At 62.0% G+C, this 12,123-nt stretch carries 12 protein-coding genes; 7 read left to right on the top strand and 5 right to left on the bottom strand.

Annotation, left to right across the window (positions count from 1 at the left end; genetic code table 11):
• Positions 1-56 precede the first annotated feature (56 nt).
• Positions 57-1,310, bottom strand: coding sequence for an NADP-dependent isocitrate dehydrogenase (gene icd / locus ACTJJ6_RS03130; RefSeq protein WP_015377612.1), 1,254 nt, complete (start codon positions 1,308-1,310; stop codon positions 57-59).
• A gap of 131 nt (positions 1,311-1,441) precedes the next feature.
• On the opposite strand from icd, the gene rluE reads away from it, so the two are divergent.
• The 4 genes from rluE to mnmA all read left to right on the top strand — a co-directional run bounded on the left by rluE (position 1,442) and on the right by mnmA (position 4,092).
• Positions 1,442-2,068 (top strand): 23S rRNA pseudouridine(2457) synthase RluE, encoded by a 627-nt coding sequence (rluE, locus tag ACTJJ6_RS03125; RefSeq protein WP_049300647.1) that lies wholly within the window; start codon positions 1,442-1,444, stop codon positions 2,066-2,068.
• Positions 2,069-2,090: 22 nt separating this feature from the next.
• Complete coding sequence (locus ACTJJ6_RS03120; RefSeq protein WP_033640599.1) at positions 2,091-2,429, top strand: lysozyme inhibitor LprI family protein; 339 nt, start codon at positions 2,091-2,093, stop codon at positions 2,427-2,429.
• 9 nt (positions 2,430-2,438) lie between these two features.
• Positions 2,439-2,885: an NUDIX hydrolase gene (locus ACTJJ6_RS03115; RefSeq protein WP_049300648.1), complete on the top strand. Its 447-nt coding sequence runs from the start codon at positions 2,439-2,441 to the stop codon at positions 2,883-2,885.
• A 106-nt stretch (positions 2,886-2,991) separates the two neighbouring features.
• Entirely contained in the window at positions 2,992-4,092 is a 1,101-nt protein-coding gene (gene mnmA / locus ACTJJ6_RS03110) for a tRNA 2-thiouridine(34) synthase MnmA (RefSeq protein WP_016928066.1), read from the top strand.
• Between the two features lie 50 nt (positions 4,093-4,142).
• On the opposite strand, the gene kup is transcribed toward mnmA, so the two are convergent.
• Positions 4,143-6,011, bottom strand: a complete 1,869-nt coding sequence (gene kup, locus ACTJJ6_RS03105) for a low affinity potassium transporter Kup (protein ID WP_016928067.1) — start codon at positions 6,009-6,011, stop codon at positions 4,143-4,145.
• A gap of 331 nt (positions 6,012-6,342) precedes the next feature.
• On the opposite strand from kup, the gene hflD reads away from it, so the two are divergent.
• Together hflD and purB are read left to right on the top strand one after the other, a co-directional pair.
• Positions 6,343-6,969, top strand: coding sequence for a high frequency lysogenization protein HflD (gene hflD / locus ACTJJ6_RS03100; protein ID WP_016928068.1), 627 nt, complete (start codon positions 6,343-6,345; stop codon positions 6,967-6,969).
• A 22-nt stretch (positions 6,970-6,991) separates the two neighbouring features.
• A complete protein-coding gene (gene purB, locus ACTJJ6_RS03095) occupies positions 6,992-8,362 on the top strand; it encodes an adenylosuccinate lyase (protein ID WP_016928069.1) in 1,371 nt (456 codons plus the stop codon).
• A gap of 51 nt (positions 8,363-8,413) precedes the next feature.
• On the opposite strand, the gene ACTJJ6_RS03090 is transcribed toward purB, so the two are convergent.
• The 3 genes from ACTJJ6_RS03090 to pdxR all read right to left on the bottom strand — a co-directional run bounded on the left by ACTJJ6_RS03090 (position 8,414) and on the right by pdxR (position 11,217).
• Complete coding sequence (locus tag ACTJJ6_RS03090; protein WP_028128046.1) at positions 8,414-9,118, bottom strand: GNAT family N-acetyltransferase; 705 nt, start codon at positions 9,116-9,118, stop codon at positions 8,414-8,416.
• A gap of 15 nt (positions 9,119-9,133) precedes the next feature.
• Positions 9,134-9,586 (bottom strand): GNAT family N-acetyltransferase, encoded by a 453-nt coding sequence (locus ACTJJ6_RS03085; RefSeq protein ID WP_049300649.1) that lies wholly within the window; start codon positions 9,584-9,586, stop codon positions 9,134-9,136.
• A 116-nt stretch (positions 9,587-9,702) separates the two neighbouring features.
• The gene (gene pdxR, locus ACTJJ6_RS03080) at positions 9,703-11,217 is read right to left on the bottom strand and encodes a MocR-like pyridoxine biosynthesis transcription factor PdxR (protein WP_049300650.1); all 1,515 of its coding nucleotides are present in this window, start codon (positions 11,215-11,217) and stop codon (positions 9,703-9,705) included.
• Between the two features lie 138 nt (positions 11,218-11,355).
• Between pdxR and ACTJJ6_RS03075 the strand changes: the two genes are divergently transcribed.
• A complete protein-coding gene (locus ACTJJ6_RS03075) occupies positions 11,356-12,120 on the top strand; it encodes a GntR family transcriptional regulator (RefSeq protein ID WP_033640605.1) in 765 nt (254 codons plus the stop codon).
• Positions 12,121-12,123: the final 3 nt, after the last annotated feature.

Here is a 12,123-nt window from a genome sequence, read left to right as displayed (position 1 = left end):
ACAGTAAAAAAACGGGAGCCCTAAGGCTCCCGTTCTCATTCTAACGCCAAACACCCTTACATGTGTTTAACGATGGCGTCGCCAAACTCTGAACATTTCAGCAGCTTAGCGCCTTCCATCAGGCGTTCGAAGTCGTAGGTCACGGTCTTGGCCGCGATGGCGCCTTCCATGCCTTTAACGATCAGGTCAGCCGCTTCGAACCAGCCCATGTGGCGCAGCATCATCTCTGCGGACAGGATGATGGAGCCTGGGTTCACTTTGTCCTGGCCGGCGTACTTCGGCGCGGTGCCGTGAGTCGCTTCGAACAGCGCGCAGTCGGAGCCGATGTTGGCGCCCGGCGCAATGCCGATGCCGCCTACCTGGGCCGCCAGGGCGTCGGAGATGTAGTCGCCGTTCAGGTTCATACAGGCGATCACGTCGTATTCCGCCGGGCGCAGCAGGATCTGCTGCAGGAAGGCGTCGGCGATCACGTCTTTAACCACGATCTCTTTGCCGGTGTTCGGGTTCTTGATCTTCAGCCATGGGCCGCCGTCGATCAGCTCGCCGCCGAACTCTTCGCGCGCCAGCTCATAGCCCCAATCCTTGAAGGCACCTTCGGTGAACTTCATGATGTTGCCTTTGTGAACCAGAGTCACGGAGTCGCGGTCGTTGGTGATGGCGTATTCGATCGCCGCGCGCACCAGACGCTTGGTCCCTTCTTCGGAGCATGGCTTCACGCCGATACCGCACTGCTCTGGGAAGCGGATTTTCTTCACGCCCATTTCGTCGCGCAGGAATTTGATCACTTTGTCCGCTTCGGCGGAGCCGGCTTTCCACTCGATACCGGCGTAGATGTCTTCGGCGTTTTCGCGGAAGATCACCATGTCGGTCAGCTCAGGCTGTTTCACCGGGCTTGGGGTGCCCTGGTAGTAACGCACCGGGCGCAGGCACACGTACAGGTCCAGCTGCTGGCGCAGGGCCACGTTCAGAGAACGGATGCCGCCGCCGACCGGGGTGGTCAGGGGGCCTTTGATGGCGACGCGGTAGTCGCGGATCAGGTCCAGAGTTTCGTCCGGCAGCCACACGTCTTTACCGTAAACGTGGGTAGATTTTTCGCCGGTGTAGATTTCCATCCAGGAGATTTTACGTTCGCCGTGGTAAGCCTTTTTAACGGCCGCATCAACCACGTGGATCATGGCAGGAGTCACGTCAACGCCGATGCCGTCGCCTTCGATGAACGGGATGATCGGGTTATGAGGAACAACCAGTTTACCCTGGGCGTCAACCGTGATTTTTTTACCTTCTGCCGGAACAACTACTTTGCTTTCCATCAACCTCTCCTTCAAGCGCAATTTTGTTAATGCTTTGTAAGATGCGTGTAGATACTACTTGAATATTCGGTCCGCGCCAATCCGAAACGGATTCGGTTATAATGCGCTTATCATCCGTAATCTCAACCGTTATGAAAAAATTCTCTGTTAGAAATCACAGCGTTAAACGATTCAGCAAGCCGAATGCCGCCAAACCCGCCGCGCCGAAGGGGCCGCGCCGCATTGTGTTATTCAACAAGCCCTTCGACGTGCTACCGCAGTTCACCGACGAAGCCGGCCGCGCCACGCTGAAAGAATACATCCCCTTTCCCGACGTTTACGCCGCCGGGCGCCTGGATCGCGACAGCGAAGGGCTGCTGGTGCTGACCAACGACGGCCAGCTGCAGGCGCAGCTCACCCAGCCGGGCAAGCGCACCGGCAAAATCTATTATGTGCAGGTCGAGGGCGCGCCGCAGGAGAGCGATCTGGCGCCGCTGCGCAGCGGCGTCACGCTGAAAGACGGCCCGACGCTGCCCGCCGGTGTTGAGTTGGTGGCCGAGCCGCAGTGGCTGTGGCCGCGCAACCCGCCGATCCGCGAGCGTAAATCCATCCCCACCAGTTGGCTGAAAATCACCCTGTATGAAGGGCGAAACCGCCAGGTGCGTCGCATGACGGCGCATATCGGGTTCCCTACCCTGCGCCTGATTCGCTACAGTATGGGTAATCTTTCGCTGGGTTCACTGCAGCCCGGTGAATGGAAAACCATCGATTCCCTGTAGACCGATAACTGATGGAGGCGCCATGAAATCTACTCCGATCGCGCTGCTGCTCGCCGCTCTGGCGGCCCCGTTCGCCGCCCCGGCCGCCAGCTTCGACTGCGCCAAGGCGGCAGGCAGCGATGAACGCACCATCTGCGCCAACCGCACGCTGAACGATCTGGACGTGCAAATGGCCACCAAGTACCAATTCCTGCGCGGCCTGTTCGCCATGGGCGCGCGCGGCGCGATGCAGGACAGCCAGCAGGCCTGGCTGGCCAAACGCCAGCGGTGCGGCGGCGACACCGCCTGCCTGCTGCAAAGTTACCGCACCCGCATCGCCGAGCTGGACGACATCTACCGGCGCATCGACAAACCGCTGTAAGGAGACCGCATGTTCAAACCGCACGTCACCGTAGCCTGCGTGGTGCACGCCGCCGGCAAATTTTTGGTCGTCGAAGAGACCATCAACGGCAAAGCGCTGTGGAATCAGCCGGCCGGCCACCTGGAGGCCGACGAGACGCTGGTGCAGGCCGCCGAGCGCGAGCTGTGGGAAGAGACCGGCATCCGCGCCACGCCGCAGGCGTTTTTACGCCTGCACCAATGGATTGCGCCGGATCACACGCCGTTCCTGCGTTTTTGCTTCGTCATCGAGCTGGAACAGCCGTTGCCGACCGAGCCGCACGACAGCGACATCGATCGCTGCCTGTGGTTGAGCGCCGACGAGATTTTGCAGGCGCCCAACCTGCGTTCCGCGCTGGTGGCCGAGAGCATTCGCAGTTATCAGCAGCCGGAGCGTTACCCGCTGTCGCTAGTCGGCAGCTTCGCCTGGCCACATTGAGGGCGCCGGGCAGCACAAGATGAACAGTGCGCCGGCGCGGGCAACGTGGTAAAATCCTGCGCTTGTTTTTATCAGCACGGTTCGTGTTCAAGTTCGTGAGATCCCCATGTCAGACAACAGCCAGAAAAAAGTAATCGTCGGTATGTCCGGCGGCGTCGACTCTTCCGTTACCGCCTATCTGTTACAGCAACAGGGCTATCAGGTCGCTGGGCTGTTCATGAAAAACTGGGAAGAAGACGACGACGAAGAGTACTGCTCCGCCGCGACCGATCTGGCCGACGCGCAAGCGGTCTGCGACAAGCTGGGCATCGAACTGCACACGGTGAACTTTGCGGCGGAATACTGGGACAACGTGTTTGAGCTGTTCCTGGAAGAGTACAAGGCCGGCCGCACGCCGAACCCGGACATCCTGTGCAACAAAGAGATCAAATTCAAAGCCTTCCTGGAGTTCGCCGCCGAAGATCTGGGGGCCGATTTCATCGCCACCGGCCACTACGTGCGCCGCCAGGACGTGGACGGCAAAAGCCGCCTGCTGCGCGGCGTCGACGGCAACAAAGATCAGAGCTACTTCCTCTACACCCTGAGCCACGAGCAGGTGGCGCAGAGCCTGTTCCCGGTCGGGGAGCTGGAGAAGCCGGAGGTGCGCCGCATCGCCGAGCAACTGGAGCTGGTCACCGCCAAGAAGAAAGACTCCACCGGCATCTGCTTCATCGGCGAACGCAAGTTCCGCGACTTCCTCGGCCGCTACCTGCCGGCGCAGCCGGGCCCGATCGTCAGCGTCGACGGCCAGACCGTCGGCGAACACCAGGGTCTGATGTATCACACCCTGGGCCAGCGCAAAGGGCTGGGCATCGGCGGCCTGAAAGACAGCAGCGAAGATCCGTGGTACGTGGTGGATAAAGACGTGGCCAACAACGTGCTGGTGGTTGCGCAGGGGCACGATCACCCGCGTCTGATGTCCGTCGGCCTGATCGCGCAGCAGCTGCACTGGGTGGATCGTCTGCCGCTGACCGGCCCGTTCCGCTGTACGGTGAAGACCCGCTATCGCCAGCAGGACATCCCTTGCACCGTGACCCCGCTCGACGACGAACGCATCGAAGTGCGTTTCGACGAGCCGGTCTCCGCCGTCACCCCCGGTCAGTCGGCGGTGTTCTACCAGGGCGAAATCTGCCTCGGCGGCGGCATCATCGAACAGCGCCTGGCGTAATTCGCCTGCCGCCCAAGAAAAACGCTGCGTTTACCGCAGCGTTTTTTTATTCAAAATTCCACCTGCGCGCCCAGCTCGATCACCCGATTCGGCGGGATTTCGAACAGATCCGGCGCCCGCAGCGCGTTGCGCTGCAATAGCTGGAACACCTTGCCGCGCACTCGCAGATACCAGGGCCGCTTGCCCAGCACCAGCGTATCGCGCGACATGAAGAACGAGGTCTCGTTCATGGTGAAGCTCATCCCCTCCAGCCCGCAGCGATAAAGGATATCCGTCACGTTGGGCGTCTCGCGCCAGCCGTAGCTCGCCACCACCCGCCAAAAGCTCGCCGACAGCTGTTCGATCGCCACCCGCTGCACATTGTGCACGTACGGCATGTCGGTGGTGACGATGGTCAGCAGCACCACGCGCTCGTGCAGCACCTTGTTGTGCTTCAGGTTATGCAACAGCACCAGCGGCACCGCATGCGGCGTGCGCTCCATAAACACCGCGGTGCCCGGCACCCGCTTCGGCGGCGCCTTCTCCAGCGATTCGATCAGCGCGCTCAGCCCTTCCTGGTTGTCGCGCAACCGGCGGATCAGGCGCGAACGCTCGGTCTTCCAGGTCAGCATGATCAGCAGAATCGTCAGCCCAAGCGCCACCGGCAGCCAGCCGCCGGTCGCCAGCTTGATCAGGTTGGCGCCGAACAGCGGCACGTCGATGCACAGCATGACCAGCAGCATCAACCCGCCCAGCGCGCGCGGCCAGCCCCAGTTTTTCACCGCCACGATGCTCAGCAAAATCGACGACAGCAGCATGGTGCCGGTCACCACGATGCCGTAAGCCGACGCCAGGTTGCTGGAGTGTTTGAAACTGATAATCACGATCAGCACCGCCGCGAACAGCAGCCAGTTCACCACCGGAATGTAGATCTGCCCGGACTCCTGATCGGAGGTATAGATGATGCGCATCGGCGGCAGGTAGCCCAGCCGCACCGCCTGCCGCGTCAGCGAGAACACGCCGGAGATCACCGCCTGCGAGGCGATCACCGTCGCCAGCGTGGCGATCACCAGCAGCGGGATCAGCGCCCAGGTCGGCGCCAGCAGGAAGAACGGGTTGTTGATCGCCGCCGGATTGGCCAGCAGCAGCGCCCCCTGGCCGAAGTAATTCAACACCAGCGCCGGCGCCACCAGCGTAAACCACGCCAGACGGATCGGCTTTTTACCGAAGTGGCCCATATCGGCGTACAACGCTTCTGCGCCGGTGACCGACAGCACCACCATGCCCAGCGCAAAGAATGACACCGCCTTGTATTCGAGGAAGAAATTCACCGCCCAGTAAGGGTTCAGCGCCCGCAGCACGCCGGGGTGATGCAGAATGCCGCCGATGCCCAGCAGCGCCAGCGTCAGGAACCAGATAACCATCGCCGGGGCAAACAGTTTGCCGACGCTGCCGGTGCCGCGTTTTTGGATCGCGAACAACGCGGTCAGCACCAGCAGCGACAGCGGCACGATAAAGCTGTCCAGCTCGGGGGCGATAATCTGCAGCCCCTCGATGGCCGAGAGCACCGAAATGGCCGGGGTGATCACCCCGTCGCCGTAAAAGAAGCTGCCGCCCACCAGCCCGATCAGCACCGCCGCCGGCACCCAGCGCGCATCCAGCTTGCGGATCGCCAGCGACATCAGCGTCAGAATGCCTCCCTCGCCGTCGTTGTCGGCGCGCATCACAAAACAAATGTATTTAATGGACACCACCAGCGTCAGCAGCCAGAAAATCAGCGACAAAAAGCCGTAAATCGAGGCCGGCGTCAGGGTGATGCCCTCCTCCGCCGTCAGGCATTCGCGCAGGGTATACAGCGGGCTGGTGCCGATATCGCCGTACACCACGCCGATGGCCGCCAGCGTCACCGCCGGCAGCGGCTGCTTGTTTTTTACGTGCATATAAAGGTCTTTATTTAAGGGTTCACGTTGGCAGTATAGATGCAGCCGCCGCACTTTATTTGCCGCCGCAACAATAAGTTCGCGCCGCCGCGCTGGCGATTTTCGCCGCCTTATTGCGCAGTTCTGCGCCGCACGGCGCCTCCGCCTCGTCACAGACGTATTAGACGCTGGGTTTACCCTCGATTTTGTGGCATGATCCGCGGCATTCGTTGTCATCGTTGTTACAGCCACGCCCGAGCGTTACCGTTCGCGGCCGCCGCCGTTGCCCCTGCGATACACACAACCTTATGCAGTAAGCCATGTACCGTTCACCGCGTTTACAGGAGTCATCGTGGCGAAGAATTATTATGACATCACGCTGGCCATGGCGGGCATCAGCCAGTCGGCGCGTTTGGTTCAGCAGTTGGCCCATGAAGGGCAATGCGACCGCGAAGCGTTTCAGACCTCGCTGAAAAGCCTGCTGCAAATGGATCCGCCCTCCACGCTGGCGGTGTTCGGCGGCGAAGAACGCAATTTGATGGTCGGCCTCGAAACCCTGATGGGCGTGCTGAATGCCAACAACAAAGGGCCGGGCGCGGAACTGACCCGCTACACCATCAGCCTGATGGTGCTGGAGCGCAAGCTCAACGCCAACAAACAGGCGATGAACACGCTCGGCGAACGCCTCGGCCAGCTTGAGCGCCAGTTGGCGCACTTCGATCTTGAGTCAGACACCATCATCAGCGCGCTGGCCGGCATTTACGTCGACGTGGTCAGCCCGCTCGGGCCGCGCATTCAGGTGACCGGCTCGCCGGCGATCTTGCAGAATCCGCAGGTGCAGGCCAAGGTGCGCGCCACGCTGCTGGCCGGCATTCGCGCCGCCGTGCTGTGGCAACAGGTCGGCGGCAGCCGCCTGCAGTTAATGTTTTCCCGTAATCGTCTGTTCAAGCAGGCGCAAAATATCGTTGCTCATTGTTAATCGATCCCAGGAGTTGCTACCGATGGAATTATCCTCACTGACCGCCGTTTCCCCCGTTGATGGACGCTACGGTGATAAAGTCAGCGCACTGCGCCCCATTTTCAGCGAATACGGTCTGCTGAAATTCCGCGTACAGGTTGAAGTACGTTGGCTGCAAAAACTGGCCGCCTGCGCAGAAATCAAGGAAGTTCCCGCTTTTGACGCCGACGCAAACGCTTTCCTCGACAAAATCGTCGCGGAATTCAATGAAGAAGACGCGCAGCGCATCAAAACCATCGAACGCACCACCAACCACGACGTGAAAGCGGTCGAGTATTTCCTGAAGGAAAAAGTGGCGGCGGTGCCTGCGCTGCACGCGGTGTCCGAGTTCATCCACTTCGCCTGCACCTCCGAAGACATCAACAACCTGTCGCATGCGCTGATGCTGCAAAGCGCCCGTCAGGACGTGGTGTTGCCTTACTGGCGCAAGATCATCGACGCGCTGAAAGGGCTGGCGCAGGAATACCGCGATATCCCGCTGCTGTCGCGCACCCACGGCCAGCCGGCAACCCCGTCGACCGTCGGCAAAGAGTTCGCCAACGTGGCTTACCGCATGGAGCGCCAGTACCGCCAGCTGGAGCGCGTGGAGATCATGGGTAAAATCAACGGCGCGGTCGGCAACTACAATGCCCACATCGTCGCTTACCCGGAAGTGGACTGGCATCAGTTCAGCGAAGCGTTTGTGACCTCGCTCGGCATCACCTGGAACCCGTACACCACGCAGATCGAACCACATGACTACATCGCCGAACTGTTCGACTGCGTAGCGCGTTTCAACACCATTCTGATCGACTTCGACCGCGACATCTGGGGCTACATCGCCCTGAACCACTTCAAGCAGAAGACCATCGCCGGCGAAATCGGCTCTTCCACCATGCCGCACAAGGTCAACCCGATCGACTTCGAAAACTCCGAAGGCAACCTGGGGCTGGCCAACGCCGTGCTGGGCCACCTGGCGGGTAAACTGCCGGTTTCCCGCTGGCAGCGCGATCTGACCGACTCCACCGTGCTGCGTAACCTGGGCGTGGGCCTGGGCTATGCGCTGATCGCCTATCAGGCCACCCTGAAGGGCATCAGCAAGCTGGAAGTCAACCAGGCGCACCTGTTGGACGAACTGGATCACAACTGGGAAGTGCTGGCCGAGCCGATCCAGACCGTGATGCGCCGCTACGGCATCGAGAAGCCTTACGAGAAGTTGAAAGAACTGACCCGCGGCAAGCGCGTGGACGCCGCCGGCATGCAGGCGTTCATCGATGGCCTGGCGCTGCCGGAAGAAGAGAAAACCCGTCTGAAGGCGATGACCCCGGCCAACTACATCGGCCGCGCCACTACCCTGGTCGACGAGCTGAAGTAAGCGCGTTAGACCCACAACGACAAGGCGGCCCACGGGCCGCCTTGTTGCTTATTATTCGCCGCGCAACACCTGCAGCCGGGCAATCTGCCGCCCCTGCGCATCGAAGTTGTCCGCACTCAGCCAGCGCTCAAACGCCTGCCGCACCGCAGGCCAACGGTCAGCGGTGATGGCGAACCAGTCGGTATCGCGGCTGCGCCCTTTAACGATCACCGCAAAGCGGAAGTTGCCCTCGTAACGGAAGCCAAAGCGCAGCGCGGCCTGGCGCGATGGCGCGTTATGGCTGTCGCACTTCCACTCACAGCGGCGATAGCCCAGCGTGTCGAAGGCGTAACGCAGCAGCAGCGCGATGGCCTCGGTGGCGCTGGAACGCTGTTTCATCAACGGTGACCAGCTGACGTGGCCGATCTCCAGCACGCCGTTGGCCTCGTCGATGCGCATCAGCGCCACCGTCCCCACCGGCGCGTCGCTGGCGGCATCGAACACCGTCAGATTGACCAGCGTCGGGTTGGCCTGCAGCGTCTCCAGATGCAGCAGCATCGCCGCCGGCGTGTCGGGCCGTTCGATAGACAGATAGGTCCAGTCGCGGCCGTCCGGCGCCAGCTGGAAAGCGTCGTACAGCGCGGCGTAATCCCGCTGCGGCTCGAGCGGCGCCAGCGAGCAGAAACGCCCGCCGAGCGTTGCGCCGCCCGGGCGACGAGCCGGCTGCCAATCCGGCATCGGTTCGCCAATCGGCTGACCATAACGATTCATTGCCATACGCGCCTCCTGCGGTTAACGGGTATAAACGATAAACGAGCTTCTTCTGCCGATTTTGTCGTACAGCGAACGCGCCGGCGCGTTGTACTCCTGAGTCATCCAATAGACCCGATCGCTGCCGCGCGCCTCCGCCAGTCGATACGCCTGTTCGAACAGTTTTTCCGACACTTTATGGCCGCGCGCCTGCGGCGACACATAGAGATCTTCGATATAACAATAGCCCATCGCGCTCCAGGTGGACGGATGGAATACCAGGTTCATCAGCCCCAGCAGCCGGCCGTCGGCATCCTCCGCCACCAGCCCGTACACCTGTTCATCCTGCCCCAACCGTTCGAAGGTGCGATCGGTCACCTGCGGCGCCACGTCGGCGCGGTAAAAGTCGAGATAGCCCTGCCACAACGCCAGCCATTGCGCTCTGTCGTCGCCATTGATTCTGCGGATGGTCACTTCACGATTTGATGGGTTCATAGCGCCTCACGGGGTTAACATATTATTTCCATTAGGGAAATAACCGAATAGCGGCAGGATACACCGCGCAGCGGCGGCGTAATACGGACCAATTCAAAACGCCGAGCAGACCAATTTTAACCGCCGCTTTCCCGCGGCAGCGCGTTGAACACCTGCGCCAGCGTGGCGATAAAGCGCACGATCTCGTCCGGCGTATAGGCCGAAAAACCGAGCACCAGCGCCCCGCGCTGCGGCGCGCCGGTGTAGAAATCCGCCAGGCCGTACAACCGTATTCCTCGTTCGGCCGCCGCCGCCACCAGCCGCCGCTCCGTCGCCGCATCCGCCAACGGGCAAACCAGCTGCAGCCCACCCTGTGGCAAGGCCGGGTGCGTCCAGGGCGCGAGATGGCGTTGCACCGCGTCGTACAGCACATCCAGCCGTGCCTTGTACAGCGTGCGCATATTGCGCAGATGCTCGGCGTAGCCGCCCTCATGCAAGCAGTGGAACAGCGTCATCTGCGCCAGCGCCGACGTGTAGCCGTCCTGAAACTGCCTGGCGGCGACCAATGGCCGCACCAGCTGCGGCGGCGCAATCATGAAGCCGATGCGCAGCCCCGGAAACAGCGTCTTGCTGAAGGTACCGATGTACAGCGTGCGCCCGCCGCTGTCCAGCCCCTGCAGCGCCGCCTTGGTTTGTCGATCGTAGTTGAACTCGGCGTCATAATCGTCTTCGATGATCCAGGCCCGCCGACGCTGGGCCCACTGCAACAGCGCCAGACGCCGCTCGAGGCTCAGCGAATACCCCAGCGGGTAGTGATGGGACGGCGTGATGTAAACGCCCCGCCCGCCGCCCGTGGCGTGCATCAGTTGCCCGACGTCCATCCCCTGCTCATCGATGCCGATCGGCCGCGCCTGCAGCCCCGCCGACTGCACCAGCTTTTTCGCCCCCTGGTAGCCCGGCTCTTCGACGAATACCGCATCGCCGGGATCGAACAGCACCTGGGTGCACAGCGCCAGCGCCTGCTGAGAGCTGGTGACCACGATCACCTGCTCCGCCGACGCCTTGACGCCCCGCTCCCGCTGCAAATAGTGCGCGATCGCCGCGCGCAGTTCCGGCAAGCCCTGCGGATCGGCATACCCCAACAGCCGCTCGCCGTGGCGCCGCAGCGCCTGCTTTTCCCACTGCAGCCATGAATCGATGGGAAACGCCCGCAGATCCGCCAGCGAGGGCGTCAGCGAAGCCTGGCGGCTGGTGTGCGGCGTATGGCTGACCGCCAGCAACGCCCGGCCGCGATCGCTTAATTCGCGTTCCGCCAGCCGCGCCTCCTGGCCTGCCTGCGTCGCCAGCAGTTCACGGCCAAGCAGCGTATCGCAGCGATAACGCACAAAGCTGCCGCGCCCCACCGTTCGGCTGATAAACCCCTCCGCCTCCAGCCGCGCGTAGGTCTGTTCCACCGTGTCACGCGCTACCGTCAACCGGGCCGCCAACGCGCGGCTCGGCGGCAGCTTCGCCCGCCACGGCAGTTCCCCGGCGGTGATGAGCCGCAACAGGGCCTGATGCAGCGCCGAACGTCGGGTCAGCCCCTGCTGACGCTGCTGGATAAAGGCTGCCAGGATTGCCGCGTCGTCCGCGTGTCGTGGGGTGTCACTCATGGGCAGTCTGTTTCTCCGAGCCTGGGGCGATAGCACACTACTCTACCTCATTTCTCCCAGCGGCGGCGGCAGTTGCGCTGCCCGGCGAAATCCCCTTAAATAAGCCATCGCATTGCGGCTACAGGACTTCCGTCAGCTATGAGCAAGGAGATCAACCAGCGTCTGCTGGAAAAACTGCTGCAGGATCTGGCCAGCGCGGGCGCGATGCCGTTATATCTGCGCTTTAACGCCTCGGTGCGCCAGGCTATCGAGCAAGGATTGCTGAACGCGGGGGATTTCCTGCCCAGCGAGCGCCTGTTTACCGAACGGCTCGGCATCTCGCGCATCACGGTGCGCAAAGCGCTGGCCTGCCTTGAGCAAGACGGCATCATCGGCCGTTCACGCGGCTACGGCACCTTCATCCAGCCACAACGGCCCGCGCCGAAGCTGCGCTATTCATTAGCGGACATCAAAGGGTTCTCGCGCGAGGCGACGCAACAGGGGCGTCAGCCGGATACGCAATGGATCAGCCGCGAGCGGGTGCCGGCCAGCGCCGAACTGGCGGAAAAACTCCGGCTGGCGGTTGGAGCGCCGATCTACCAACTCAAGCGCATTCACTTTATCGATCGGCGGCCGATGTCGGTGGCGGTGTCCTACGTGGTGGCGGCGGCGATTGCCAACGTCGACGAGATTGGCATCTCGCTGTACGACTACTTCCGGCGCAACAATGTGGAGATGGGCTCGCTGCGCAGCCAGGTCAGCGCGGCGATGGCCGACGACGACATCCGCCAGGCGCTGCAGCTATCCGAACCGATGCCGCTGCTGATCGTGCGCCAGACGTTGTTCGACCACCGCAAGAAGCCGATCGAATACAGCGAAAGCTTCTGCCGCAGCGACATGTACGAGTTTACCAGCGAGAGCTGATCC

Origin of the sequence: Serratia sp. 22278 (genome assembly GCF_052045405.1) — a bacterium.
Taxonomy (GTDB): Bacteria; Pseudomonadota; Gammaproteobacteria; order Enterobacterales; family Enterobacteriaceae; genus Serratia; species Serratia marcescens.
The sequence above is the reverse complement of the archived record's forward strand: the minus strand, read 5'-3'. Positions and strand labels throughout refer to the sequence as shown.

What these genes read in the sequence shown, in the direction of transcription:
- rluE (WP_049300647.1), top strand. Translation starts at nt 1,442, where the DNA reads ATGAAAAAATTCTCTGTTAGAAATCACAGCGTTAAACGATTCAGCAAG.
- ACTJJ6_RS03085 (WP_049300649.1), bottom strand. Translation starts at nt 9,586, where the DNA reads ATGAACCCATCAAATCGTGAAGTGACCATCCGCAGAATCAATGGCGAC.
- purB (WP_016928069.1), top strand. Translation starts at nt 6,992, where the DNA reads ATGGAATTATCCTCACTGACCGCCGTTTCCCCCGTTGATGGACGCTAC.
- icd (WP_015377612.1), bottom strand. Translation starts at nt 1,310, where the DNA reads ATGGAAAGCAAAGTAGTTGTTCCGGCAGAAGGTAAAAAAATCACGGTT.
- kup (WP_016928067.1), bottom strand. Translation starts at nt 6,011, where the DNA reads ATGCACGTAAAAAACAAGCAGCCGCTGCCGGCGGTGACGCTGGCGGCC.
- ACTJJ6_RS03115 (WP_049300648.1), top strand. Translation starts at nt 2,439, where the DNA reads ATGTTCAAACCGCACGTCACCGTAGCCTGCGTGGTGCACGCCGCCGGC.
- ACTJJ6_RS03090 (WP_028128046.1), bottom strand. Translation starts at nt 9,118, where the DNA reads ATGGCAATGAATCGTTATGGTCAGCCGATTGGCGAACCGATGCCGGAT.
- pdxR (WP_049300650.1), bottom strand. Translation starts at nt 11,217, where the DNA reads ATGAGTGACACCCCACGACACGCGGACGACGCGGCAATCCTGGCAGCC.
- ACTJJ6_RS03120 (WP_033640599.1), top strand. Translation starts at nt 2,091, where the DNA reads ATGAAATCTACTCCGATCGCGCTGCTGCTCGCCGCTCTGGCGGCCCCG.
- ACTJJ6_RS03075 (WP_033640605.1), top strand. Translation starts at nt 11,356, where the DNA reads ATGAGCAAGGAGATCAACCAGCGTCTGCTGGAAAAACTGCTGCAGGAT.
- mnmA (WP_016928066.1), top strand. Translation starts at nt 2,992, where the DNA reads ATGTCAGACAACAGCCAGAAAAAAGTAATCGTCGGTATGTCCGGCGGC.